At 69.2% G+C, this 22,764-nt stretch carries 24 protein-coding genes; 13 read left to right on the top strand and 11 right to left on the bottom strand.

All coding sequences use genetic code 11. The annotated features are described in order from the left end of the window. Nucleotides 1-4: 4 nt before the first annotated feature. From ybgC to tolA, 4 genes are read left to right on the top strand one after another with little or no spacing between them, the layout of a single operon-like run. On the top strand, nucleotides 5-457 hold the full coding sequence (ybgC, locus tag QTI33_RS02345; RefSeq protein WP_286504146.1) for a tol-pal system-associated acyl-CoA thioesterase: 453 nt from the start codon (nucleotides 5-7) through the stop codon (nucleotides 455-457). Next, complete coding sequence (gene tolQ / locus QTI33_RS02340; RefSeq protein ID WP_286504145.1) at nucleotides 454-1,167, top strand: protein TolQ; 714 nt, start codon at nucleotides 454-456, stop codon at nucleotides 1,165-1,167. Before ybgC ends, tolQ begins: the two co-directional genes overlap by 4 nt. A gap of 16 nt (nucleotides 1,168-1,183) precedes the next feature. Beyond that, nucleotides 1,184-1,621: an ExbD/TolR family protein gene (locus QTI33_RS02335; RefSeq protein ID WP_286504144.1), complete on the top strand. Its 438-nt coding sequence runs from the start codon at nucleotides 1,184-1,186 to the stop codon at nucleotides 1,619-1,621. After that, complete coding sequence (tolA, locus tag QTI33_RS02330) at nucleotides 1,622-2,584, top strand: cell envelope integrity protein TolA (RefSeq protein WP_286504143.1); 963 nt, start codon at nucleotides 1,622-1,624, stop codon at nucleotides 2,582-2,584. It begins immediately after the preceding gene. Between the two features lie 51 nt (nucleotides 2,585-2,635). On the opposite strand, the gene QTI33_RS02325 is transcribed toward tolA, so the two are convergent. Both QTI33_RS02325 and dnaE read right to left on the bottom strand, forming a co-directional pair. Next, on the bottom strand, nucleotides 2,636-3,190 hold the full coding sequence (locus QTI33_RS02325) for a phosphatase PAP2 family protein (RefSeq protein WP_286504142.1): 555 nt from the start codon (nucleotides 3,188-3,190) through the stop codon (nucleotides 2,636-2,638). An 8-nt stretch (nucleotides 3,191-3,198) separates the two neighbouring features. Beyond that, nucleotides 3,199-6,699: a DNA polymerase III subunit alpha gene (gene dnaE, locus QTI33_RS02320; RefSeq protein ID WP_286504141.1), complete on the bottom strand. Its 3,501-nt coding sequence runs from the start codon at nucleotides 6,697-6,699 to the stop codon at nucleotides 3,199-3,201. A 62-nt stretch (nucleotides 6,700-6,761) separates the two neighbouring features. On the opposite strand from dnaE, the gene QTI33_RS02315 reads away from it, so the two are divergent. Further along, complete coding sequence (locus tag QTI33_RS02315; protein WP_286504140.1) at nucleotides 6,762-7,547, top strand: sulfurtransferase; 786 nt, start codon at nucleotides 6,762-6,764, stop codon at nucleotides 7,545-7,547. Nucleotides 7,548-7,550: 3 nt separating this feature from the next. Here the strand turns inward: QTI33_RS02315 and QTI33_RS02310 are convergent, their stop codons facing one another. From QTI33_RS02310 to QTI33_RS02295, 4 genes are read right to left on the bottom strand one after another with little or no spacing between them, the layout of a single operon-like run. Further along, nucleotides 7,551-8,465 carry a pirin family protein gene (locus QTI33_RS02310; protein ID WP_286504139.1) on the bottom strand — a complete coding sequence of 305 codons (915 nt, stop codon included), beginning with the start codon at nucleotides 8,463-8,465 and terminating at the stop codon, nucleotides 7,551-7,553. Between the two features lie 28 nt (nucleotides 8,466-8,493). Then, nucleotides 8,494-9,045, bottom strand: a complete 552-nt coding sequence (locus QTI33_RS02305) for a flavodoxin family protein (protein ID WP_286504138.1) — start codon at nucleotides 9,043-9,045, stop codon at nucleotides 8,494-8,496. 49 nt (nucleotides 9,046-9,094) lie between these two features. Next, a complete protein-coding gene (locus QTI33_RS02300) occupies nucleotides 9,095-9,532 on the bottom strand; it encodes a DoxX family protein (RefSeq protein ID WP_286504137.1) in 438 nt (145 codons plus the stop codon). A 36-nt stretch (nucleotides 9,533-9,568) separates the two neighbouring features. Continuing rightward, nucleotides 9,569-10,270 (bottom strand): pirin family protein, encoded by a 702-nt coding sequence (locus QTI33_RS02295; RefSeq protein ID WP_286504136.1) that lies wholly within the window; start codon nucleotides 10,268-10,270, stop codon nucleotides 9,569-9,571. Between the two features lie 145 nt (nucleotides 10,271-10,415). On the opposite strand from QTI33_RS02295, the gene QTI33_RS02290 reads away from it, so the two are divergent. The 4 genes from QTI33_RS02290 to trmB are packed head-to-tail and all read left to right on the top strand — an operon-like array spanning nucleotide 10,416 to nucleotide 14,162. After that, the gene (locus QTI33_RS02290; RefSeq protein WP_286504135.1) at nucleotides 10,416-11,369 is read left to right on the top strand and encodes a LysR family transcriptional regulator; all 954 of its coding nucleotides are present in this window, start codon (nucleotides 10,416-10,418) and stop codon (nucleotides 11,367-11,369) included. 42 nt (nucleotides 11,370-11,411) lie between these two features. Continuing rightward, nucleotides 11,412-12,482 carry an NAD(P)/FAD-dependent oxidoreductase gene (locus QTI33_RS02285; RefSeq protein ID WP_286504134.1) on the top strand — a complete coding sequence of 357 codons (1,071 nt, stop codon included), beginning with the start codon at nucleotides 11,412-11,414 and terminating at the stop codon, nucleotides 12,480-12,482. A gap of 16 nt (nucleotides 12,483-12,498) precedes the next feature. Continuing rightward, nucleotides 12,499-13,413, top strand: a complete 915-nt coding sequence (gluQRS, locus tag QTI33_RS02280; protein ID WP_286504133.1) for a tRNA glutamyl-Q(34) synthetase GluQRS — start codon at nucleotides 12,499-12,501, stop codon at nucleotides 13,411-13,413. Continuing rightward, nucleotides 13,383-14,162 (top strand): tRNA (guanosine(46)-N7)-methyltransferase TrmB, encoded by a 780-nt coding sequence (gene trmB, locus QTI33_RS02275; RefSeq protein ID WP_286504132.1) that lies wholly within the window; start codon nucleotides 13,383-13,385, stop codon nucleotides 14,160-14,162. Before gluQRS ends, trmB begins: the two co-directional genes overlap by 31 nt. Before the next feature lie 16 nt (nucleotides 14,163-14,178). Here the strand turns inward: trmB and QTI33_RS02270 are convergent, their stop codons facing one another. Continuing rightward, on the bottom strand, nucleotides 14,179-14,616 hold the full coding sequence (locus QTI33_RS02270; RefSeq protein WP_286504131.1) for a hypothetical protein: 438 nt from the start codon (nucleotides 14,614-14,616) through the stop codon (nucleotides 14,179-14,181). A gap of 228 nt (nucleotides 14,617-14,844) precedes the next feature. Here QTI33_RS02270 and QTI33_RS02265 point away from each other — a divergent pair, with 228 nt between their 5' ends. Beyond that, entirely contained in the window at nucleotides 14,845-16,008 is a 1,164-nt protein-coding gene (locus QTI33_RS02265) for an ABC transporter substrate-binding protein (protein ID WP_286504130.1), read from the top strand. Nucleotides 16,009-16,149: 141 nt separating this feature from the next. Further along, nucleotides 16,150-17,070, top strand: coding sequence for a hypothetical protein (locus QTI33_RS02260; RefSeq protein ID WP_286504129.1), 921 nt, complete (start codon nucleotides 16,150-16,152; stop codon nucleotides 17,068-17,070). A gap of 4 nt (nucleotides 17,071-17,074) precedes the next feature. Here the strand turns inward: QTI33_RS02260 and QTI33_RS02255 are convergent, their stop codons facing one another. Beyond that, the gene (locus tag QTI33_RS02255) at nucleotides 17,075-17,797 is read right to left on the bottom strand and encodes a Crp/Fnr family transcriptional regulator (RefSeq protein WP_286504128.1); all 723 of its coding nucleotides are present in this window, start codon (nucleotides 17,795-17,797) and stop codon (nucleotides 17,075-17,077) included. Nucleotides 17,798-17,907: 110 nt separating this feature from the next. Here QTI33_RS02255 and QTI33_RS02250 point away from each other — a divergent pair, with 110 nt between their 5' ends. Both QTI33_RS02250 and QTI33_RS02245 read left to right on the top strand, forming a co-directional pair. Beyond that, nucleotides 17,908-18,504: an HD domain-containing protein gene (locus QTI33_RS02250; protein WP_286504127.1), complete on the top strand. Its 597-nt coding sequence runs from the start codon at nucleotides 17,908-17,910 to the stop codon at nucleotides 18,502-18,504. A gap of 23 nt (nucleotides 18,505-18,527) precedes the next feature. Further along, on the top strand, nucleotides 18,528-19,295 hold the full coding sequence (locus tag QTI33_RS02245; RefSeq protein ID WP_286504126.1) for a class II aldolase/adducin family protein: 768 nt from the start codon (nucleotides 18,528-18,530) through the stop codon (nucleotides 19,293-19,295). A gap of 18 nt (nucleotides 19,296-19,313) precedes the next feature. Here the strand turns inward: QTI33_RS02245 and QTI33_RS02240 are convergent, their stop codons facing one another. From QTI33_RS02240 to QTI33_RS02230, 3 genes are read right to left on the bottom strand one after another with little or no spacing between them, the layout of a single operon-like run. After that, a complete protein-coding gene (locus QTI33_RS02240; protein ID WP_286504125.1) occupies nucleotides 19,314-20,609 on the bottom strand; it encodes an MFS transporter in 1,296 nt (431 codons plus the stop codon). Nucleotides 20,610-20,633: 24 nt separating this feature from the next. Further along, nucleotides 20,634-21,740 (bottom strand): porin, encoded by a 1,107-nt coding sequence (locus QTI33_RS02235; RefSeq protein WP_286504124.1) that lies wholly within the window; start codon nucleotides 21,738-21,740, stop codon nucleotides 20,634-20,636. 38 nt (nucleotides 21,741-21,778) lie between these two features. Continuing rightward, on the bottom strand, nucleotides 21,779-22,747 hold the full coding sequence (locus tag QTI33_RS02230; RefSeq protein ID WP_286504123.1) for a PDR/VanB family oxidoreductase: 969 nt from the start codon (nucleotides 22,745-22,747) through the stop codon (nucleotides 21,779-21,781). Nucleotides 22,748-22,764 lie beyond the last annotated feature (17 nt).

Below are 22,764 nucleotides of genomic sequence, written 5' to 3'. Positions count from 1 at the left end.
CCGAATGAGCTTTGCGCTGCCCATCCGCGTCTATTGGGAGGACACCGATGCCGGCGGCATCGTGTTCTACGCCAACTACCTGAAGTTCATGGAGCGCGCCCGCACCGAGTGGCTGCGCTCCCTGGGCATCGCCCAGCGGCAGCTGCGCGAGGACAGCGGCGGCATCTTCGTGGTCAGCGAAACGCAGCTCAAGTACCACCGCCCGGCCCGGCTCGACGATGAACTGCTGGTTACAGCCGAGCTGCGCCAGATCGGCTCGGCGTCCCTGATAATCGCCCAGCGCGTGCTATCAAATTCAGAGCAACTCACGGCATCGGGCCCGGCCCTGCTGTGTGAAGGCACGATCCGCATCGGCTGGGTCGATGCGGCCAGCCTGCGGCCCGCACGCATCCCGCGCCAAGTTTCGGGAACCCTCGAGCGCTTCGCCGGCTCCATGTCTCAACCTCTCAAGCCATGAATCAACAAGACCTGTCGATACTCTCCCTCCTGCTCCACGCCAGCCTGCCGGTGCAGCTCGTGGTGCTGCTGCTGATCGTGGTGTCCGTCGCCAGCTGGGCGGCGATCTTCCGCAAGTACTTCGCGCTCAAGCGCACGCGCTCGCTCAACGAGGAGTTCGAGCGCGACTTCTGGTCCGGCACCAGCCTCAACGAGCTGTTCTCCTCGGCGGCCCAGAACGCCAAGTTCGCCGGCCCGATGGAGCGCATCTTCGCCTCCGGCATGCGGGAGTACCAGAAGCTGCGCGAGCGCCACGTGTCCGACACCGGCACCCTGCTCGACGGCTCGCGCCGCGCCATGCGGGCCAGCTACCAGCGCGAACTCGACGCGGTCGAGCAGAACCTGTCCTTCCTGGCCACGGTCGGCTCGGTCTCTCCCTATGTCGGCCTGTTCGGCACGGTCTGGGGGATCATGCATGCCTTCACCGGCCTGGCGGCACTGGCCCAAGTGACGCTGTCCACCGTCGCGCCCGGCATCGCCGAGGCCCTGGTCGCCACCGCCATCGGCCTGTTCGCCGCGATCCCCGCCGTGGTCGCCTACAACCGCTTCGCCCGCGAGATCGACAAGATCGCGATCGCGCTCGAGACCTTCATCGAGGAGTTCTCGAACATCCTGCAGCGCAACCTGACGGCCCACGTCAACCCGGCGACGGTGACCCCGGCCGGCCGCTGAACCGGAGCCCCGCACCATGCCCGCCATGTCCTCCCGCGGCCGCGGCCGCCGCACGATCAACGAGATCAACATGGTCCCGTTCATCGACGTGATGCTGGTGCTGCTGATCATCTTCATGGTCACGGCGCCGCTGATCACGCCGAGCGTGATCAACCTGCCGAGCGTCGACAAGGCCAACAAGCAGCCCGACCGCCCGATCGAGATCGTGATCAAGAGCGACGACGAGGTGCAGATCAAGAAAGACCCCTCGACCGGCAGCGGTGGCAACTCGATCCCGATGACGCAGATCGGCGCGGCCGCCAAGCAGGCCCAAGGCGGCGATGCCGACCGGCCGGTGGTGATCAGCGCCGACAAGACCGTCAAGTACGAGACCGTCGTGAAAGCCATGAACCAGCTCAAGCGCAGCGGCATCGAGCGGGTCGGGCTGTCGGTCCAAACCACGGGCGCCCGGTAAGTGTCGCTCGCCGCCGACCGCCCCGAATTCGCGCCGCCGCCGCAGCGCGGCACGCCGCGCGCCGTCGCGCTGGCCCTGGTCGCCCATGCGCTGCTGATCGCCGCCCTGACCTGGGGCGTCAACTGGCGCCGCGAGGCCGAGAACGACGCCGTCGAAGCCGAACTGTGGTCGACCACCGTGCAGCAGGCCGCGCCGCGCGCCGTGGCACCGGTGCCGGTGCCGCCGGCTCCGACACCGACCCCGGCCCCACCGCCGCCTCCACCGCCACCGCCACCGCCCCAGGCAGTTCGACCGCCGGATCCGACGCCCGCGCCGAAGACGCCCGACATCGCCCTCGAACGCGAGAAGAAGCTGAAGGAGCAGAAGGAGCGCGAGCTCGAGCAGCAGGCCCAGCAGCAGAAGAAGCTCGAAGCCCAGAAGAAGGCGGCGCAGGAAAAGCGCGAGGCCGAGGCCCGCGAGCGCGCCGAGGACGAGGCCGAGCGCAAGAAGGACGAGCAGAAGAAGCTGGCCGAGCAGAAGCGCAAGCAGGAGGCCGAGGCCGCCAAGCAGGCCGAAGCCGCGAAGAAGAAGGAAGCCGAGGCCAAGCAGACCGCGCAGGCGGCCGCCGACCGGGCGGCCACGCTCAAGCGGATGCAGGCCATGGCCGGCTCGGGCGGCGAAGGCGCCGCGGCGAAATCGTCGGGTCCGTCGGGCAGCTACGGCGGCAAGGTCGCCGCCGCGGTGCGGCCCAACGTGGTGTTTCCGGATGCCGACCTGGTGAGCGGCAATCCGGGTGCCGAGTTCGACGTCCGGCTGGCGCCCGACGGCACCATCGTCGGCACCCCGGCGCTGGTCAAGTCCAGCGGCCTGCCGAACTGGGACGATGCCGCCCTGCGCGCCTTGCAAAAGACCGAGAAGCTGCCGCGCGACATCGACGGCACGGTGCCCGCGCGCTTGATCGTGACGCTGCGGCCGAAGCGCTGATCGCGTCGACGTCGCGGCAGGGCCGGCCGCGCCTTCTGGCGCATCGGCGCCCTACGAGCTTTTGCGAATCCCCCTGGATCGGGCAATGCCGAACATCCATTCGAGCAGGCGATGCGCGGCGACCGCGGCCAGGCACCCGATGGCAACGCCGACCGCGATGTCCAGCGGAAAGTGCACGCCGACCACCACGCGCGCCACGCTCACCAGCCCCGCCAGCACGAGCAGGATCGCGCCGACCTGGCGGTAGTTCGCCATCAGCAGGAACGAGAAGGCCAGCGCCGCGTACGCCGTGGCGTGGCTGCTCGGAAAGGACGGGCTGCCGACGTGGAACAGGTGGGTAAAGCCCAGCCCCTGTTCGAAGGGCCGCGGTCGATCCCACAGCAGCACGATCAGCTCGCAGGCCAGGCTGCCGATCCCGATCGCCAGCACGGCGCCCGCGAGCGGCCTGAGCAGCGGCCGCCAGCGGTGGAGCGCCAGCCCCAGCACCAACGCCAGCAACAGCCAGTGCGCATGGACGGCCAGGAAATAGCCCATGGCGATCAGCCAGCCCTGCGCGTTCGCGTCGGCGTTCAACAGCAGGAACAGATCGCGGTCGAGGCTGAACATGCCCGGGCCTACTCGTAGACCACCGCCGCCTTGCCCGCCTCTGCCTGCGCCGTCCAACTGGCCAGCGCCGCATCGGTGGGGAAGAACTTGGCCCGCTCGCCCAGCTGCAGTTCGACCTGGGCGCCGCCGCGCGCCATCGACAGGCGCACGCCCAGCCCCTGCAGCAATTCGCCGTGCTCGCTCTGCTCGGTGCGCGGCGGGAAGTCCTTGACCAGCCGCGCGATGTCCGGCGCCTTGCCGTTCACCGCCACGCGCAGGAACTTGCCGAAGCGGCAGCGCGCCGTGGCCAGGTCCCACACCTGCTGGACCTGGAAGCGGGCCTCGAAGCCGCCACGGCCGGGCTGCAGCCGACCGCTGACGATCACCAATTCGTCGTCCTTGAGCACGTTGCGGTTGGCATTGAAGAGCGCCTCGTCGGCGGTGCCGTCGATGGCGCCCGACTTGTCGTCGAGCTTGAAGATCGCGAGCCGGCCGCGCTGGCCGTTGATGACCCGGAAGTCGCTCACGATGCCGGCGATCACCTGGGGCTCGCGGCTGTCGAGCAGCTCGTCGATCTCGCGCTTGCAGAAGCGCCGCACCTCGTGCTCGACCTCGTCGAACAGGTGGCCCGACAGGTAGAAGCCGACGGCCGTCTTTTCGTAGGTGAGCCGCTCCTTGACGCCCCAGGGCGTGGCGTCGACCAGCCCGGGCTCCTGGGTCGCCGAGCCGTGCTCGCAGTCGCCGAAGATGTCGGCCTGCGCCACGTTGGCCTGAGTCGCGTTGGCGAACTCGAAGGCGCGGTCGACCGAAGCGATCAGCGAGGCCCGGTTCTGCTGCAGCGCGTCGAAGGCGCCGGCCTTGATCAGGGCCTCGACGGTGCGCTTGTTGATGCGCTGGCGGTCGACCCGCACGCAGAAGTCGAACAGGCTCGTGAAGGCACCGCCCTCCTCGCGCGCCTTCACGATCGCCTCGACCGCGAGCTGGCCGGTGCCCTTGACCGCGCCGAGCCCGTAGCGGATCACGCGGTCGGTGACCGGCTCGAAGCGGTAGTTGCCGCGGTTCACGTCCGGCGGCTCGAAGCTGATGCCGAAGTTCTTCTGCGCGTCCTCGAACAGCACCTTGAGCTTGTCGGTGTCGTCCATTTCCACCGTCATGTTGGCGCAGAAGAACTCGGCCGTGTAGTGGACCTTGAGCCAGCCCGTGTGGTACGCCAGCAGCGAGTAGGCGGCCGCGTGCGACTTGTTGAAGCCGTAGCCCGCGAACTTCTCCATCAGGTCGAAGATCTCGTCGGCCTTCTTCTGGTCGATGTCGTTCTTGGCGGCACCCTTGCGGAAGATCTCGCGGTGCTCGGCCATCTCCTCGGCCTTCTTCTTGCCCATCGCGCGGCGCAGCAGGTCGGCGCCGCCGAGCGAGTAGCCGCCCAGGATCTGGGCGGTCTGCATCACCTGCTCTTGATAGACCATGATGCCGTAGGTCTCGGACAGCATCTCGGCCACCAAAGGATGCGGATACTCGACCGACTCGCGACCGTGCTTGCGCGCCACGAAGCTCGGGATCAGGTCCATCGGGCCGGGACGGTACAGCGCGTTGAGCGCGATCAGGTCCTCGAGCCGGGTCGGCCGCGCGTCCTTCAGCATGCCCTGCATGCCGCGCGATTCGAACTGGAACACGGCCTCGGTCTTGCCCTCGGAGAACAGCTTGTACGTGGGCACGTCGTTGAGCGGGATGTTCTCGAAGGCGAAGTTCTCCTGCCCCTTGTGGCGGGCGACGATGAAGTCCTTGGCGATCTCCAGGATGGTCAGCGTGGCCAGGCCCAGGAAGTCGAACTTGACCAGGCCGACGGCCTCGACGTCGTCCTTGTCGTACTGGCTCACGGCCGAATCGCTGCCCGGCTGCTGGTAGAGCGGGCAGAAATCGGTGAGCTTGCCCGGGGCGATCAGCACGCCGCCCGCGTGCATGCCGATGTTGCGGGTCATGCCTTCGAGCTTCTGCGCCAGCTCGACCAGCATGCGGACTTCTTCTTCCTTCTCGATCCGGGCGGCGAGCTGCGGCTCGGCGGCGATCGCGTACTTTTCCCGGTCGGCTTCCGACAGGTCCGCGGGCGGGTACTGGATCGTGACTGGCTTGCCCGGCTTGTTCGGGATCAGCTTGCTGACGCCGTCGCAGAACATGTAGCTCATGTCGAGCACCCGGCCGACGTCGCGGATCGCGGCCCGCGCGGCCATGGTGCCGAAGGTGGCGATCTGGCTCACCGCGTCGCGCCCGTACTTGTCCTTGACGTAGTCGATCACGCGGTCGCGGTTGCCCTGGCAGAAGTCGATGTCGAAGTCGGGCATCGAGACCCGCTCGGGGTTCAGGAAGCGTTCGAACAGCAGCTTGTACTCGAGCGGGTCGAGGTCGGTGATCTTGAGCGCATAGGCGACCAGCGAGCCGGCCCCCGAGCCCCGGCCCGGACCGACCGGGCAGCCGTTCTTCTTGGCCCAGTTGATGAAGTCGCCGACGATCAGGAAGTAGCCCGGGAAGCCCATCTTCAGGATCGTGTTGATCTCGAACTCGAGCCGCTCGACGTAGCGCGGCCGCTCGGCGTCGCGCTTGGCGGTGTCGGGGTACAGGTGGGCCAGGCGCTCCTCGAGCCCCTCGAAGGAGGCGACGCGGAAGTAGGCGTCGATCGGCATGCCGTCGGGCGTCGGGAAGTTCGGCAGCTGCGGCTTGCCGAGCACCAGCGTGAGGTTGCAGCGCTTGGCGATCTCGACCGTGTTGGCGAGCGCGCTCGGCACGTCAGCGAAGAGCTGGGCCATCTCGGCCGACGACTTGAAATACTGCTCGCGCGTGAACTTGCGCACCCGGCGCGGATTGCCGAGGATTTCGCCCTCGGAGATGCAGACCCGCGCCTCGTGCGCCTCGAAATCGTCGGGGGTGGCGAACTGCACCGGATGCGTCGCGACCACCGGCAGCCTGAGGCGCGCGGCGAGCTTGACGGCAGCGATCACGTGCGGCTCGTCCTCGGGCCGGCCGGCGCGCTGCAGCTCGATGTAGAAGCGGTGCGGGAACAGGCCGGCGAGCTGCAGCGCGATCTCGGCGGCGCGCTCTTCCTGGCCCTGCAGCAGCGCCGCGCCGAGCGGTCCGGCCTGCGCGCCCGACAGCGCGATCAGCCCGCCCTGCAGTTCCTCCAGCCAGGTCAGCTTGCAGGCCGCCTGGGCTTGGCCGCGGCCGACGTTCTGGGTCCAGGCACGCGCCAGCAGTTCGGACAGGTGCAGGTAGCCTTCCTTGTTCTGCACCAGCAGCACGATGCGGGTCAGCGCACCCGGCTCGGCGCCCAGGCCTTCGATGAAAATTTCGGCGCCCAGCACCGGTTTGACGCCCTTGCCGCGCGCCTCCTTGTAGAACTTGACGGCGCCGAACAGGTTGTTGAGGTCGGTGATCGCCAGCGAAGGCTGGCCGTCGGCGGCCGCGGCCTTGACGACTTCATCGATGCGGTTGGTGCCGTCGACGACGGAAAACTCGGTGTGCAGGCGCAGGTGAACGAACATCCGGCCATTGTAGAAAACGCCGCCTCCACGATGTGATGCGGGCATCCCTACAATCGCGCCCCGTGCAAGAAATACTGAATATCGCGGCTTACAAGTTCGTCGGCATCGCCGACGGCGCCGAGCTGCGCGAGCAGCTGCGGGCCCGCACCCATGCGCTCGCCCTCAAGGGCACCGTCCTGCTCGCGCCCGAGGGCATCAACCTCTTCCTCGCCGGGGAAAAGGACCACGTCCGCACCTTCCTCGACGAGTTGCGCGCCGATCCGCGCTTTGCCGACCTCGAAGCCAAGGAAAGCTGGTCGCAGGCGCAGCCGTTCCGGCGCATGCTGGTCAAGCTCAAGCGCGAGATCATCCGGATGGACCACCCGGCGATCCAGCCGGCGGCCGGCCGGGCGCCCGGGGTCGATGCGCCGACCCTCAAGCGCTGGCTCGACCAGGGGCACGACGATGCCGGCAAGCCGGTCGCGCTGCTCGACACCCGCAATGCCTTCGAGGTCGACCACGGCACCTTCGACGGCGCGATCGACTGGCGGATCGGCAAGTTCACCGAATTCCCCAAGGCACTGCACAAGCACGCCGACGAACTGGCCGGCAAGACCGTGGTCAGCTTCTGCACCGGCGGCATCCGCTGCGAGAAGGCCGCGATCCTGATGCGCGAAGCCGGCGTGGCCGACGTGCTGCAGCTCGAAGGCGGGATCCTCAAGTATTTCGAACAGGTCGGCGGCGCCCACTACCACGGCGAGTGCTTCGTCTTCGACGGCCGCGAATCGCTGGCGCCGGACCTGAGCGCGCGTTCGAACCGGGCCAGCGCGCGAGCGCCCGAAGATCCGGACCTGGCGCGAAAAGGCTGAGGCTCAGACCGGCGTCGTGCCGGTGTCTGCGGCCTGCTGCACCTGGAACGGATGCCCGGGCAGCGGAATGAATTCGGTTTCGCCGGGCACCTGGCCCATGCGCTGGGCGGCCCAGTCGGCGCCGGCTTCCAGGATGCGCTCGCGCCGGCTCGAGACGAAGTTCCAGGTGATGAAGCGCGGCCCGTCGAGCGGCTCGCCGCCGATCACCACCAGCCGCACCGGGCCCTGTGCGGCCAGCACGCCGCCCTGCCCTTCGGGCAGCATCGCCATCCGGTGCTGCGCGACCGGCTCGCCATCGAGCGTGATGTCGCCATCCACCGGGTAGACCGCGAGTTGGGGCGCCAGCGCCGGCAATTCGAGCCGCCCGCCGGCCGGCAGCGTGATGTCGAGGTAGAGGGTTTGCGAGAGGGTCGCCACCGGCGAACGCACGCCGAAGGCCTCGCCGACCAGGACCCGGACCGGCACTCCCTGCACGTCCAGCGCCGGGATGTCGGCCGCCGCGGTGTGCGCGAAGCTGGGCTCGACCTCCTCGTGGGCCTGCGGCAGAGCGACCCACAGCTGCAGGCCGTGGTTCACGTAGGTGGCTTCGCGCAAGGCCTCGGGCTTGCGCTCGGAGTGCACGATGCCGCGCCCGGCGGTCATCCAGTTGATCGCGCCGGGGCGGATCTCCTGCACGCTGCCGAGGCTGTCGCGGTGCATCATCGCGCCCTCGAAGAGATAGGTGACGGTGGCCAGGCCGATGTGCGGATGCGGGCGCACGTCGTGCTCGGAGCCCGGGGTCTCGGTGGCCGGTCCGAAATGATCGAAGAAGACGAAGGGGCCGACCGAGCGCTGCTTCGCCGCCGGCAGCAGCCGCCGCACCTTGAAGCCGCCGCCCAGGTCCTTGTCGTGGGGTTGAAGCAGAAGCGGTGCGGTCATCGGGGTTCTCCGTGGGGCGGTTGCGGGATCAGGCCCGCGATCTTGCCACTTCCGCTATGCGCTCGCCGAATGCACGCGCGGTGTCGAAGTCGCCACGGGCCATTTCGGCCGGGCTCGCATCCGTCGGCGAGGTCGTCAGCAGGCCGTTGTAGCCGCCGACGTAGTTGAGCGAGTCGCGCGTCGCCGCCTTGTCGTTGCTCGGCATGATCCCGAGGCTGACCCACAGCCCGCTGTGCTGCATCGCCAGATGCCAGAGGTAGGTGAGCGTGGCGTCCTTGTCGCCGTTCATGGCGGCGCTGTTGCTGAAGCCGGCGAAGAGCTTGTCCTTCCAGCCCTGGACGAACCAGACCTTGGAGGAGGCATCGGCGAACTTCTTGAACTGCCAGCTCGGCCCGCCCATGTAGGTGGGCGCGCCCATGATGATCGCATCGGCCGCCGCCAGCAGCGCCCAGCCGTGGGCCGGGAGGTTGCCGTCGGCGTCGATCGCCAGCATGTGGGCCTCGGCGCCGTCGGCCACCGCCTGCGCGATGCGCTGCGTGTGGCCATAGCCCGAATGAAACACTACGACGATGTCCGCCATCGATGACTTCCTGGAAGAAAACAATGGCGCATCGTACGCAAAAGCCCGGTTACTTCCTGTCGATCGAGAAGCGGCCGGCGCCGAGGGCGGCGATCGCCAGCAGGCCACCGGCGATGGCGATGTTCTTGAAGAACATCAGCTGGTTCACGTACGCCTTGTCGGCGGGCATGGCCCAGAAGTTGTGGAAGAACACCGCCGTCGCGACCGTGAACACAGCCAGCACGATCGACACGATGCGCGTCTTGTAGCCGACCAGCAGCAGCAGGCCGAGACCGAGCTCCACGACGATCGCGATCACCGCGCCGAGTTGCGGCAACGGCAGGCCGACGGCGCCGATGTAGCCGACGACGCCGGCGAAGCCGCCGATCTTGCCGAAGCCGGCCGGCACGAACAGCAAGGCGATCAGCACCCGGCCGAGCAGCGCGAGCGAATCTTGCGTGGCGCCGGCGCTGGGCGCGGCGGCGTAGGGGGCGGTGGTGGTGGACATGGGATGGACTCCTCTAGGTTGAAAAAACGATGGGTTTCAGGCTGCAAGATCGAACACGAGCACTTCGGCATCCTTCGCGGCGCCGAGCGTCAACTGGCTTTCGCCTTCGAGCAAGGCCGCATCACCGGTAGCGAGCTTCGTGCCATTGGCTTCGAGTTCGCCGCGCACCAGGTGCACGTAGCTCTTGCGCTTCGGGTCCAGCGCCAGGCTGGCTTGTTCGTCGCCGTCGAGCAGGCCGGCGAAAAGCCGCGCGTCCGCATGCACCAGCACCGAACCCTCGGCGCCGTCGGGCGATGCGACCAGCCGCAACTTGCCGCGCTTCTCCTCGGCCGGGAAGGTCTTCTGCTCGTAGCCCGGCGCGATGCCGCGCACGTTCGGCTCGATCCAGATCTGCAGGAAGTGCGTGGTCTGGTCGGCCTTGTGGTTGAACTCGCTGTGCATCACGCCGCGGCCGGCGCTCATGCGCTGGACGTCGCCGGGCGGGATCGACTCCACGTTGCCCATGCTGTCCTTGTGCGCCAGCTCGCCGGACAGGACGTAGCTGATGATCTCCATGTCCTTGTGGCCATGGGTGCCGAAGCCGGCCCCGGCGGCGACCCGGTCCTCGTTGATCACGCGCAGGTTGCCGAAGCCCATGTGGGCCGGATCGTAGTAACCCGCGAACGAGAAGCTGTGGAAGGAGCGCAGCCAGCCGTGATCGGCGTAACCGCGTTCCTGGGATTTGCGAACCTGCAACATCGTCGAACTCCTGCCCTCTCGTGGAGGGCCTTCCGAAATGCCGCGCCCTGTGCGCAGCGGATGTACCGACTTTAGGGTTCGCGCCCGGCCCTGAAAGCGTCCGGCTTTGATGGCATCATTCAATTTTTTTGAATGATCGAGCCCGATGCCTACCGCCCGTGACGTGCTGACGCCGGATGCCCTGGCCATGCTCCAGACCGTGGCCAGCACCGGCAGCTTCGCCGCTGCCGCCCGCTCCCTGAACCTGGTGCCGAGCGCCCTGAGCTACCGGGTGCGGCTGATCGAGGACGCGCTCGACGTGCTGCTGTTCGACCGCAGCGGACGCCAGGCGCAGGTGACGGAGGCCGGCGTCGAGCTGCTGCGCGAATCGTCCCGCCTGCTGGGCGAGATCGACGCGGTCGCCAACCGGGTCAAGCGCATCGCCACCGGCTGGGAGCCGATGCTGACGATCGCGGTCGACAGCGTGATCGCGCGCGATCCGCTGCTCGACCTGGTCAGCGCCTTCTACGCCCTGGAGCCGCCGACGCGGCTCAAGCTGCGCGACGAGACCCTGCTCGGCACCATCGAGGCCCTGACCAGCGGCGAGGCCGACCTCGCCGTCGGCGCGGTGCTCGATGCCGCCAGCCTGGCCTTCACCGCCACCGGCATCCGCAGCCGGCCACTGGGCCAGCTGTTCTTCGTCTACGCGGTGGCGCCGCACCATCCGCTGGCCCGGCTGCCGGAGCCGCTCAGCGACGAGGTGCTGCGCCAGCATCGCGCGGTGGCCGCGGCCGACTCGGCGCGCGCGGGCCCGAGCATGACGGTCAACCTGGTCGGCGGCCAGGACGTGCTCACGGTGCCGACCATGCAGGCCAAGCTGGCGGCCCAACTGCACGGGCTGGGCGGCGGCTTCCTGCCGGAGCCGATGGCACGCCCGTGCATCGAGGCCGGCCACCTGGTCGAACGCAAGACCGAGCGGGTGCTGCCGGTCGCGACCATGCACTGCGCCTGGCGGGTGCGCAGCGCCGGCAGCCCCGGCCGCGCGATGCAGTGGTGGCTGGAGCGCTTCGACAACGAAGGCACGCGCCGCGCCCTGCTCGAACGCCACCGTGGGCGCTAGCCAACCCGGTTAGAGTCACATGGCAACAACCGAGAGACTGCCATGACACTGCGCCCCGACGCCGACCGCCACCGATCCCCCGCCTCCCGCCACTACGCCGTCATCGGCGCCGGCATCGCCGGCGTGGCCTGTGCCCGAACGCTGCTGCAGGCCGGCCACCGCGTGACCGTGTTCGAACGCGAAGCCGCCGTCGGCGGCCGCATGGCGAGCGAGTCCACGCCCTTCGGCCGCTTCGACAGCGGCGCCCAGTACTTCACGGTGCGCGATCCGCGCTTCGCGCGGGTGCTGGAAACCACCCCCCAGATCTGCAAGCCCTGGAGCGCCAACCTGGTGCGCGTGCTCGACGCCCATGGCCGCGTCGCCGAAGCCGCCCTGCCGGCGCGCGAACCGCATTTCGTCGCCCAGCCCGGCATGGATGCGCTGGTCGCCCACTGGGCGGCGCCGCTCGGCGACGCGCTCGTGACGCGCACCCAGGTGACGCAGATCGAGCGCGACGCCCTCGACGGCCGGCGCTGGCAGCTGCGCACGGCCGGTGCCGACGATTCGCAGCATGTCTATTCCGGATTCGACGCCGTGCTGCTGGCGGTGCCGCCGGCGCGGGCCCGCGCGCTGCTGGGCGACGGCGGACTGTCGGCCGAGCTCAGCCGCCGGATCGAGGCGGTTCGCATCGCGCCCTGCTGGACGCTGATGATCGCCTTCCCCCAGGCCAACCAGCCGACGCTGTCGCACCTGGGTCCGCAATGGAACGCCGCCCGCAGCACCCACCATCGCGTGGCCTGGCTGGCGCGCGAATCGTCCAAGCCCGGGCGCGACCCGATCGAGCGCTGGACCTTGCAGGCCAGCGCCGCCTGGTCGCAGGAGCACCTGCGCGACGATGCCGCGCGGGTCGAGGCCAAGCTGCTGCGCGCCTTCGCCGAGATCACCGGCATCCGCGCCGAGCCTTCGCACGCCCAGGCCCGCTGCTGGCCCGAGGCGCAGACCCAGGTGCCGGTGGGCAAGCCGCACCTGTGGGACGCCAAGGCCCGCATCGGCATCGCCGGCGACTGGTGCACCGGCCACCGGGTCGAGGACGCCTTCCTCTCGGGCCTGACGCTGGCGCTCAAGCTGGCCTGATCCGCTCCCCGGACCGATGCGCCGGATCGGCCGTTTCGCGCCTTCGCCCACCGGGCCGCTGCATGCCGGCTCGCTGGTCGCGGCACTCGCCAGCTGGCTCGACGTCCGGGCCCGCGGCCCGCAGGCACGCTGGCTGGTGCGCATCGAGGATGCCGACACCGAGCGCTGCCTGCCCGGCATGGACCAGCGCATCCTCGCGCAGTTGGCCGCCTGCGGCATGCGGCCCGATGCCCCGCCGCAATGGCAGACCCGCCGCACCGGCCTCTACCAGGAGGCGCTCGACCGGCTGGCGGCCGGGCGGCTGGCCTATCCCTGCGGCTGCTCGCGCAAGGACATCGACCTCGCACTGGCCGCGCGCGGCACGCCGCACGCCCGCCACGGCGAACGGGTCTATCCCGGCACCTGCCGCGATGGCCTGCACGGCAAGCCGGCGCGCGCCTGGCGCTTCGCGGCATCGCGCTTCGAGGCCTCGCAGCCACCCGGGCTGCTGCGGTGGCACGACCGGCGCCTGGGCCCCCAGCAGCAGGCGGTCGGGGACGAAGTCGGCGATTTCGTGCTGCGCCGCGCCGACGGACCCTGGGCCTACCAGCTGGCGGTGGTGGTCGACGACGCCGACCAGGGCGTGACCGACGTCGTGCGGGGCGCCGACCTGGCGGACAACACGGCGCGCCAGATCCTGCTGCAGCGCGCGCTCGGCCTGCCGACGCCGAGCTACCTGCACGCGCCCCTGGTGCTGGCCGCCGACGGCGACAAGCTGTCCAAGCAGAACGGCGCGGCCCCTCTGGCGACCGGCACGCCGGCCGAGGCGCTGGCCGCCCTGCAGGCGGCGGCGCGGGTGCTCGGCCTGCAGCCGGAGGGCGCGGCGACGCTGTCCGAAGCCCTCGCCGCCTGGGTGGTCGAATGGCGCGGTCTCTACAATCCGCCGCCGTGACCTCCCCTTCCCCCACCCACCTCCCCACCGACCCGCCGGCCGATCCGCCCGCGGGCGACAAACCCACCGGCGAGGCCCATCCGCTGCACCGCCGGCTGAAGAGCTTCGTCAAGCGCGGCGGCCGCACCACCGAGGGCCAGGCCCGCGCCTACGAGCAGTTCGGCCCGCAATTCCTGCTGTCCTATCGCGCCGAGCCGCTCGACTTCGCCGCCGCCTTCGGCCGCCAGGCCCCGACCGTGCTCGAGATCGGCTTCGGCATGGGCGAGGCCACGGCGCACATCGCGGCCCTGATGCCCGAGAAGAACTTCCTCTGCTGCGAGGTGCACGAGCCCGGCGTCGGCGCGCTGCTCAAGCGCATCGGCGAGCAGCAGCTGCAGAACATTCGCATCTGCGCCCACGACGCGGTCGACGTGCTCGACCACATGCTGCCGCCGGCCTCGCTGGCGGGGGTGCACGTGTTCTTTCCCGACCCGTGGCACAAGACCCGGCACAACAAGCGCCGCCTGATCCAGCCGCCTTTCGTGCGCAAGCTGGCCGACCGGCTGGCGCCCGGCGGCTACCTGCACTGCGCGACCGACTGGCAGCCCTACGCCGAGCAGATGCTCGAGGTGCTGTCGGGCGAGCCGCTGCTGCGCAACAGCGCCGCCGGCTATGCGCCCAAGCCGGACTACCGGCCGCTGACCAAGTTCGAGAACCGTGGCCTCAAGCTGGGCCACGGCGTGTGGGACGTGGTGTTCGAACGCCGCTGAACGACGTCGCCGGTCTTCAGTGCGCGAGGCTGGGCAACTGGCCCGCCGGCGCGGGCTCGACGCCCTGCGCCTGCAGCACGTTTCTCTGCGCCGCCATGATGAGCGCGGCACGGTAGGCCGAGCGGCTCGCGATCTTGGTGTGGGTGATGAGGGCCTGCCACTCGCGCTCCAGTTCCGGGTCGGAACGGTCGCTGCGGCGGTTCAGCAGCGCCTGGCTGACGTCGACCAGGGCGGCCGCCGAACTGAGGCAGATGTTGGCCGCGGTCTGGGCGGCACTGGCGCGGAATCGCTGCTCGTCGGTCTGCGACGCGGTGCGCAGCGCCTCCAGCGGCAGGTTGGCGGTGGGCCCGAGGTAGAGGGTGCCGTGGAGTTCGCTGTCGGCGTGGGCCAGCACTTTCTCGATGGCCAGCAGTGCGCTTTCCAGCAGTGCGATTTCAGTTGACGTTTGCTTCATGTGATCCATCCGGAGCCATTCCGGCACAGCCAGGATGTTGCCAGCGGACAGCGCTGGGCCGCTGTGCAAAAAGCCACAACTCAAATACAAAAGTTAACAATTTTGGAAGCCATCACGGGCCCACCGGCGGCCCATCCGGCGCCCGTGGCCACCTCAACGTGACTTAATGCCTTCGTCGGAGGTACCAAAGTTGCTACATTTTTCAATAAATGTAGTGAAAGGCTTCCAATGATGCTGACTCGCAGGACCTGGCTGGCGAACACGGGCGCCGCGCTGCTGCTGGGCGGCCTGGCCGCCGGCAGCCAGGCCCAGACGGCGCCGCGCGCGCCTGCGCCAGGGGCGCGCACCGTGGTCCTCGGCCAATCGGTGCCCCTGACCGGCGCGGCCAGCGAGATCGGACTGGCCTTCGCGGCCGGCGCGCGGCTCTACGCGACCGAATTCAACGACAGCAACGCCGCCAGCGGGATCCAGCTGAAGCTGGTGCAGCTGGACGATGGCTACGACGCGACCCGCGCCGCGGCCAACGCCCGCACGCTGCTCGACGCGAACAAGGCCGACATGCTGTTCGGCTTCGTCGGCACCGCCAGCAGCGACGCCGGGGCGGCGGTCGCGGCCAAGCAGGGCAGCGTCCTGTTCGCGCCCTTCGCGGCGGCCGACAACCTGCGCGGCACCGCGCATCCCAACGTGTTCCACGTCCGGCCCAGCATGGCGGACGAGGCCTACAAGATCGTGCGCCAGTGCGAAACGGTCGGCCAGACCCGCATCGCGCTGATCGGCGACGACGACGCCATGGGCCGGGCCGGCTTGGCGGCGGTGCAGCAGGCGATGTCCGATCTGAAGCTGGCGCCGCTGGTGGCGAGCGCCCTGGTGCCGGCCAGCGGCGACAAGCTCGAATCGGCGCTGGCCGCGGTCCAGAAGCAGTCGCCGCAGGCCATCGTGCTGGTGTCGCTCTCGAGCACCACCGCCGACGTGATCCGGCGGCTGCGCAAGACCGGCTACGCCGGCAGCTTCACGGCGTTCTCGATCGTCGGCATCGATCCGCTCTACGCGGAACTGGGCAAGGACATCGGCGGGATCGTGATTTCGCAGGTCGTGCCTTCGCCGCGCCCGTCGGCGATCCCGATCGTCAAGGAATACCTGGCGGCGATCGAGAACTCGGACCAGGCGCCTTCGTACGAGGGCCTCGAGGGCTTCATCGCCACCAAGGCCGCGGCCGAGGCCGTGCGCCGCGCCGGCAAGGCCTACACCCCCGCCACCCTGCAGCGCGCGATGGCCGGCATGACGGACTACGACGTCGGCGGCTTCCGCATCAACCTGCGCCCCGGCCTGCGCGACCCCGGGCGCAGCATCGACCTGATCAGCATCACCAAGGAGGGCCGGATCCTGCGCTGAGCGGGTGGCGTTGTGCGGCGGCGACGCCGGCGCGGGGTTTGCGCCGCGATGGACGATTAAGTCACGCCGTCGTCGACTTCGGCGGTCGCCCAGTGGGTACCTTTTATTACAGTCGTTCGATCGCACCCGTCCTGCCATCGAATGAACTTCCACTCCTCCTTCCCTCTCCGAGCGACCCTGGTCACCGCCGCGGCAGCGGCATTGGCCGCATGCGGCGGAGGCGGCGGCGGCGGCGCGTGGCCGGTGGCGACGACGGCCGTCGCGGCACCCGCGGCGGCGCAGGCTGTCGCTGCGCCGGCCCCGGCGCTCTCGATCGAAGCGGCTCCGGCACCCGCGCCCGCTCCCGACCCGACGACGCCCAAGACCTGGAAGGACGCCGACTGCACGCAGAGCGCCGCCACGCTGCCGGCCTGCACCACCGACTTCTCGGACAACCAGGCCTCGGTCGCGATCGCCGACGACCATGGCCTGAAGGTGATCGAGATGCAGACCACCGCCCATCCGCTGGCCAGCGTGCCCAGCAAGAACAACGCGGTCACCGGCAACAAGTCGGTCTACGGGATCAACCTGCTCCATGGGGTCAAGCTGTCGGAGTTCCCCGGCATCCGCTTCGCGATGAAGCTCAACACCGGCGACACCACGCTGCCGCAGGACGTCTACGTGACCTACACCGTGAGCCTGCAGTGCGACGGCAACGACTGGCTGAACCTGGTCACGACCGCCACCGACATGGGGCCTTCGACCACCGACGCGGACGGCTACACCAGCTACGGCGCCACGCCGGCCGACGTGAAGTGGGCCCGGTCCGGCAGCAAGCCCTTCCCGGCCACCGGCCTGCCGGTGCTGCTGAACGCCGCGATCAACTCCACCGGCGGCCCGCTGAGCCTCGATGCCCTGATCGCCGCCTATCCCAAGGCCTGCATCTACAACTTCCAGAACCCGACCGCCGGCGGCATCACGCCGACACCCGCGGTGGACTTCAACCTGGGCGACTCGCGAACCGTCACCGACAAGAAGGCCTGGATCCGGCGCATCGCGTTCGGCGACAAGATCGTGTTCTGACGCGCTATCCCGTGTGGCCCATCTGCTGCAGCGCCGCAGGCGACAGCAGGTCGATGCGGCCATAGCCCAGCGCGATCACGCCTTCGCTCGCCAGCGCGTTGAGTTCCTTCGACAAGGTCTGGCGCGTCACGCCCAGCATCATCGCCAGCGCTTCCTGCGGCAACGCCACCGAGACCCTCGGCTCGGGCGACTGGGTCGCGTCGCCGCGCGCCAGCGCCAGCAGGCGGCGGGCCACCCGGGCGCGCAGCCCGCGCAGCGTGGCGTCTTCCATCAGGCCGTAGAGCCCGCGCACCCGGGCCGCGAGCAAGGCCGCGATCGCCCGCCCGAAGGGCGCGCCCTGCATCTGCTGCGCGAAGGCCTGGTGCGGCACCACCAGCAGGTCGAGCGCGCTGAGGGCCGTGGCGTCGTGGGTGCGCGGCGAGCCGTCGATCAGGCTGATCTCGCCGAACCAGTTGCCGGGTTCGAGCACGGCCAGGATGGCCTCGCGGCCATCGTGGCGCAGGGTCGAGATCTTGATCATGCCGGCCGCCAGGCCATAGAAGCCGCCGCCGGCCGCATGCACCGGATCGCCCTGTCGGAACACCATCGCGCCGCGCCGCAGATGGATCAGTTCGGCCGCCGCGAGCAGGGCTTCGCGCTGCGCGCGCGGCATCGACGCGAACCAGGGATTGGCCTCCATCGAGGCGCGGTGGGCGGCGGACAGCGGGCGCCCGGCAGGCAGCGGCATGGAAGTTCGGACGGGTCCGGGGGTTTACCAGAGCGCTCCATTGTCAAATTCTTGACAGTTGGCCGTCAAGTGCGGGTCTACAGTGGGCTGCAAACCCACGGAGACACACGATGAATGCAAGAGCCAATTTCGTCCGCATGCAAGACAGCACGCAGCAGGACTGGCAACTGATCGGCGGCGAATTCATGCAGTTCGCGCAGGGCCTGCCGGCGCGCGTGATCAAGCACCTGCAGATCCTCGAAGGCGACTACGGCGGCTTCCCGATCGACCGCTACAGCCATTCGCTGCAGACCGCCACCCGCGCACTGCGCGACGGCCGCGACGAGGAATACGTGGTCTGCGCCCTGCTGCACGACATCGGCGACACGCTCGGCACCATGAACCACCCGGACATCGCGGCGGCGATCCTCAAGCCCTTCGTGAGCGAGGAGAACCACTGGATGGTGGCGCACCACGGCATCTTCCAGGGCCACTACTTCTTCCATCACATCGGCCTCGACCGCGACCTGCGCGAGAACTTCCGCAGCCATCCCTGCTTCGAGCGCACCGCCGAGTTCTGCGAGCTCTACGACAACCCGGCCTTCGACCCCAAGGCCGAGACCTTGCCGATCGGCGAGTTCGAGCCCATGCTCAGGCGCGTGATGGCCCAGCCGAAGCAGAGCATCTACAAGGCCGCGAAAGCGCCGGCCCAGACCCACGCCGCCTGAGGCGGCCCTACGAGGAGAACCCCATGAACGCCACCACCCCCACCGAAATCCAGAAACTCGTCAGCGCCGAAGAATGGCAGCTGCGCGTCGACCTCGCCGCCTGCTACCGCCTGGTCGCGCTGTACGGCTGGAGCGACCTCGTCTTCACGCACATCAGCGCCCGCGTGCCCGGGCCGGAGCACCATTTCCTGATCAACCCCTACGGCCTGATGTTCGACGAGATCACGGCCTCCAGCCTCATCAAGGTCGACCAGAACTGCAACAAGGTGATCGATTCGCCCTACCCCGTGAACCCGGCCGGCTTCGTGATCCACAGCGCGGTCCACGCGGCGCGCGAGGACGTGCAGTGCGTGCTGCACACCCACACCCGCGCCGGCATCGCGGTCAGCGCGCAGAAGAACGGCGTGCTGCCGATCAGCCAGCAGTCGACCTTCGTGCTGGCCTCGCTGGCCTACCACGACTACGAGGGCGTGGCCTTCCGCGACGACGAGAAGCCGCGGCTGCAGGCCGACATGGGCGACGCCAACTTCCTGATGCTGCGCAACCACGGCCTGCTGACCGTCGGCAAGACCGTGGCCGATGCCTTCCTGAGCATGTACACCTTCGAGAACACCTGCCAGATCCAGATCGCGGCGCAAGCCGGCGGCGGCGAACTGACCCAGGTCGACCCGCGCATCGTCGACGGCGTCGGCCACGCCATGAAGGTGCAGACGGGCGGCATGGGCGGGGCCTTCGTCTGGCCCTCGCTGATCCGCAAGCTGGACCGGACCGACCGCAGCTACCGGGACTAGCCTCGCACGCGGCCCCGGTCAGGCCGGGGTCGGGTGCATGCCCGAGGCTCTGGGCGAGCGCTCGCGCCACCACAGGACGAAGCCGCAGACGAACACCACCGCCTGGGTGCCGATCAGCAGCGCGAAGCCGGCGAAGAAGCCGTGGGCCGCGCCGCCCGACGCGCCGGGGCCGGCCGACACCGCGCTGATCACGCCGCCCATCAGCGCCGGCATGAAGCCGGCGACCAGGCTGCCGGTGCCGTTGACGACGCCGAAGGCGCTGGCCACGTGCTCGGGACGGGCGCAGTACTGCACCGTGCTCGGGATCGCCGGGCTTTGCAGCCCCCAGCAGAAGTTGGCCGCGATCAGGCAGTAGGCCGCCGCATAAGGGTCGTGCACGTTGATCGCCAGCAGCACCGACAGCGCCACGCCCGCGCTCGCCGCCATGAAGATGAAGGGCACGCGCTGGCGCTCGATGCGGTCGATCAGCACCCCGCCCAGCAGCACCGCGAGCACGGTGGCGTACTGCGGCAGCGAGGCCAGCCAGCCCATCTCGCGCAGCGAGAAGCCGCGCACTTCCTTCAGATAGGCCGGCAGCCAGTTGCTGGCCCCCCAGAGGTAGGCCAGCGCGGCCGAGGTCAGCACCGTGACCAGCACCAGGTAGCGCGTGTGGAGTGCCCCCTTCACGATGTCGCCGACCTTGTGCATGGCATCGCCGAAGGACTCCGGCTTGGCCATCCCGGCATAGGACTTCGGCATTTTCACGAAGGCCACCACCAGCGGAATGCCGAGCGCGATGTTCAGCACGCCCAGCACATGGAAGGACGTCTGCCAGTCGAAGCTCGCCAGCAGGAAGCCGATCAGCGGGTAGCCTAGCGCGAGGCCGAGCCCGGTGCCCATGTTGACGAAGGAGTTCGGCTTGCCGTTCTCGTGGTCCTCGAAATGCGCCTTGATGTAGGACGAGGCCAGCGAGAACAGCGGCCCCTCGGACACCCCGAGCAGAATCCGCGACGCCAGCAGCATGCCGTAGCCGTCGAACCAGGGCGTGATGAAGGTGACCACGCCCCACACGATCAATCCGAACACCAGGCTCTTGCGGACCCCGAACAGCGCCGCGCAGAACGGCGTCAGGACGAAGGCCGAGACGCCGTAGCCGACCATGAAGGCGGTCGCCAGCAGCCCCTGGCTGACCCGGTCGGACGGCGCGATGCCGATGTGCTGCAGGAACGAGGCATCGGTGATCAGCACCGCGATGTTGATCCGGTCCACGTACGAGATGGCGACGATCACGAACAGCGTGATGACGCCGTACCAGCGCAATGCTCTGGGATGCATGGCAAACGCTCCTGCAGGAAGGGACTAGAAGGCGTGGCGCAACCCGAACTCGGTGCCACGCGAGCCGTGGTCGGGAGAGGTCAGGACGCCACCGAGGGCTTGCGCGGCGCCGTTGCTGTTGGTCAGCCAGGCGGCGGTCGCATAGACGGCACTGCGCTTCGAGAGGTTGTAGACGTAGCCGAGCGCGAACTTGCCCGTGGTCGGGTTGGGCAGGTTGAGCCCCGGCTCGCGCCGGTAGCGCGCATACGAGGCCTTGATCTCGCTGGCGCCGATCGGCAGGATGAAGCCGAGCAGCGCGCCCTTGCCGTCGACCTGGCCGAGGGACTCGGTGTAGTACTCGCCCATCACCCGGAGGTTCATCAGCGAGGCGAAGGTGTAGGACGCGCCGAAGTTCGACACCCGCAGGTCGCCGGTCGCGTACTTGGTGCGGCCGGTCGCGAGCGCGATGTTGACCGGACCGCTGAGGTAGCCGATGCGCACGCCGGCGTAGTCGCCGTCGTCCTCGATCGACAGGGGCAGCGGCCCCGCCAGCACCGCGTTGGAGGCGTTCTCGCCCGTCGCCACCATCACCTGGCCATAGAAGCCGCCCAGCGTGGGCGGCAGGAAGTAGCCGACGCTGTTGGAAGCGCGGGTGCCGGTGGGCGCGGTCAGGCCGCCCAGGCCCGAGAAGTAGATCTGGTTCGCGCCGATGCCGCCGCCGGTGCCGAAGGGATCGAACAGCGCCGTGTTCCAGAAGGTCGGCGTGTAGTCGCGCCCCAGCCGCAGTTCGCCGAACACGCCGGACAGGCTGACGGTCGAGCGGCGGCCGTAGATCAGGCCGCCATCGCCGACGTTGCCGTTGCGCTGGTTGTTGGTGTTGCTGCCGAAGCTGGTGCCGGTGTCGTTCTGCAGGCCCGACTCGAGCCAGAAGCTCGCCGCCAGGCCGCCGCCGAGGTCTTCGGTGCCGCGGAAGCCGAGCCGGCTGAAGGTGTTGGCGCTGTTGCTGAGCTGCCATTTGCTCGACGACGCGGGGCCGGAGCCGGTGGTGTAGGTGACGGCGGCATCGAGCACGCCGAACAGGGTCACGCTGGATTGCGCGTGGGCCCAGGCCACGGCGGTGCATGCGGCCATGGCCACAACGGTTCTCTTCATGTGTCTCCCTCGGGGATTGAAATTCTTCTCTTGCCTGCCTAGATGTCGAGCACCAGCGGGCCGCGCTTGCAGCCGGAGACGCAGATCATCATGGTCTTGTTCGACGCCCGCTCCAGCTTGGTCAGGATGCCGTCGTGGTGGTCGACTTCGCCATCGAGCACCTTGGTTTCGCAGGCGCCGCAGACGCCTTCCTTGCAGCTGTGGTCGGGGTTGAGGCCGGCATCGATCAGGCTGTCGAGGATCGACTTGCCGGGCGGCACCTCGACCGTCTTGCCGCTTTTCGCGCACTCGACCACGTAGCTCTGGGTGGCGCTCGGCGCCTCGACGTGCACGGCCGCGAAGCGTTCGATGTGGGCGTTCGCAAGCCCGAGCTGCTCGCAGGTCTTCTCGAAGTTGTCGAGCATCGGCGTCGGGCCGCAGCAGTAGTAGTGGCTGTCGGCGCCCTTGCCGCCCAGCAGCGCGGCGAGGTCGGGCGGACCGCCCTGCTCTTCGTCGAAATGCCAGGTGAGCGCAATCGCCTTCTCGGCCGCCAGCGCGGCGATCGCTTCGCCGAAGGCCGACTCCTTGCGCGAGCGCGCGCAATAGATCAGCTCGGCCGGCTGGCCGATCGCGGCCAGCCGCTGCAGCATGCACCAGATCGGCGTCACGCCGATGCCGCCGGCCACCAGCACCGAGCGCCCGGCGCCCTCTTCCAGCTTGAAGTTGTTGCGCGGATGCGAGATCGCGAGCGTCATGCCCACGCGCAGTTGCTGGTGCACGTAGCGCGAGCCGCCGCGGCTCTTGCGATCGTTCAGCACGCCGACCACGTAGCGCTGGCGGTCGGTCGAGGGGTTGCACAGCGAATAGCTGCGCACCAGCCCGTTGGGCAGGTGCAGGTCGATGTGGGAGCCGGCCTCGAAGGCGGGGAAGTCCACCTCGGGCGAAGCCGGACGGAACTCGACGCTGACGATGCCGTCGGCTTCGTAGCGCATCGTGTGCACCAGGGCGTTCAGCGTGGGGGAAGACATGGGGAAACCTCGACGAT

The organism is Variovorax davisae (assembly GCF_030316845.1).
Taxonomy (GTDB): domain Bacteria; phylum Pseudomonadota; class Gammaproteobacteria; order Burkholderiales; family Burkholderiaceae_C; genus Variovorax; species Variovorax davisae.
The sequence above is the reverse complement of the archived record's forward strand: the minus strand, read 5'-3'. Positions and strand labels throughout refer to the sequence as shown.

What these genes read in the sequence shown, in the direction of transcription:
- QTI33_RS02235 (WP_286504124.1), bottom strand. Translation starts at nt 21,740, where the DNA reads ATGAAGAGAACCGTTGTGGCCATGGCCGCATGCACCGCCGTGGCCTGG.
- QTI33_RS02270 (WP_286504131.1), bottom strand. Translation starts at nt 14,616, where the DNA reads ATGAAGCAAACGTCAACTGAAATCGCACTGCTGGAAAGCGCACTGCTG.
- gluQRS (WP_286504133.1), top strand. Translation starts at nt 12,499, where the DNA reads ATGCGCCGGATCGGCCGTTTCGCGCCTTCGCCCACCGGGCCGCTGCAT.
- tolQ (WP_286504145.1), top strand. Translation starts at nt 454, where the DNA reads ATGAATCAACAAGACCTGTCGATACTCTCCCTCCTGCTCCACGCCAGC.
- ybgC (WP_286504146.1), top strand. Translation starts at nt 5, where the DNA reads ATGAGCTTTGCGCTGCCCATCCGCGTCTATTGGGAGGACACCGATGCC.
- QTI33_RS02240 (WP_286504125.1), bottom strand. Translation starts at nt 20,609, where the DNA reads ATGCATCCCAGAGCATTGCGCTGGTACGGCGTCATCACGCTGTTCGTG.
- QTI33_RS02260 (WP_286504129.1), top strand. Translation starts at nt 16,150, where the DNA reads ATGAACTTCCACTCCTCCTTCCCTCTCCGAGCGACCCTGGTCACCGCC.
- QTI33_RS02245 (WP_286504126.1), top strand. Translation starts at nt 18,528, where the DNA reads ATGAACGCCACCACCCCCACCGAAATCCAGAAACTCGTCAGCGCCGAA.
- QTI33_RS02335 (WP_286504144.1), top strand. Translation starts at nt 1,184, where the DNA reads ATGCCCGCCATGTCCTCCCGCGGCCGCGGCCGCCGCACGATCAACGAG.
- QTI33_RS02250 (WP_286504127.1), top strand. Translation starts at nt 17,908, where the DNA reads ATGAATGCAAGAGCCAATTTCGTCCGCATGCAAGACAGCACGCAGCAG.
- QTI33_RS02230 (WP_286504123.1), bottom strand. Translation starts at nt 22,747, where the DNA reads ATGTCTTCCCCCACGCTGAACGCCCTGGTGCACACGATGCGCTACGAA.
- QTI33_RS02300 (WP_286504137.1), bottom strand. Translation starts at nt 9,532, where the DNA reads ATGTCCACCACCACCGCCCCCTACGCCGCCGCGCCCAGCGCCGGCGCC.
- trmB (WP_286504132.1), top strand. Translation starts at nt 13,383, where the DNA reads ATGGCGCGGTCTCTACAATCCGCCGCCGTGACCTCCCCTTCCCCCACC.
- QTI33_RS02290 (WP_286504135.1), top strand. Translation starts at nt 10,416, where the DNA reads ATGCCTACCGCCCGTGACGTGCTGACGCCGGATGCCCTGGCCATGCTC.
- QTI33_RS02295 (WP_286504136.1), bottom strand. Translation starts at nt 10,270, where the DNA reads ATGTTGCAGGTTCGCAAATCCCAGGAACGCGGTTACGCCGATCACGGC.
- QTI33_RS02265 (WP_286504130.1), top strand. Translation starts at nt 14,845, where the DNA reads ATGATGCTGACTCGCAGGACCTGGCTGGCGAACACGGGCGCCGCGCTG.
- QTI33_RS02310 (WP_286504139.1), bottom strand. Translation starts at nt 8,465, where the DNA reads ATGACCGCACCGCTTCTGCTTCAACCCCACGACAAGGACCTGGGCGGC.
- QTI33_RS02305 (WP_286504138.1), bottom strand. Translation starts at nt 9,045, where the DNA reads ATGGCGGACATCGTCGTAGTGTTTCATTCGGGCTATGGCCACACGCAG.
- dnaE (WP_286504141.1), bottom strand. Translation starts at nt 6,699, where the DNA reads ATGTTCGTTCACCTGCGCCTGCACACCGAGTTTTCCGTCGTCGACGGC.
- QTI33_RS02325 (WP_286504142.1), bottom strand. Translation starts at nt 3,190, where the DNA reads ATGTTCAGCCTCGACCGCGATCTGTTCCTGCTGTTGAACGCCGACGCG.
- QTI33_RS02285 (WP_286504134.1), top strand. Translation starts at nt 11,412, where the DNA reads ATGACACTGCGCCCCGACGCCGACCGCCACCGATCCCCCGCCTCCCGC.
- QTI33_RS02255 (WP_286504128.1), bottom strand. Translation starts at nt 17,797, where the DNA reads ATGCCGCTGCCTGCCGGGCGCCCGCTGTCCGCCGCCCACCGCGCCTCG.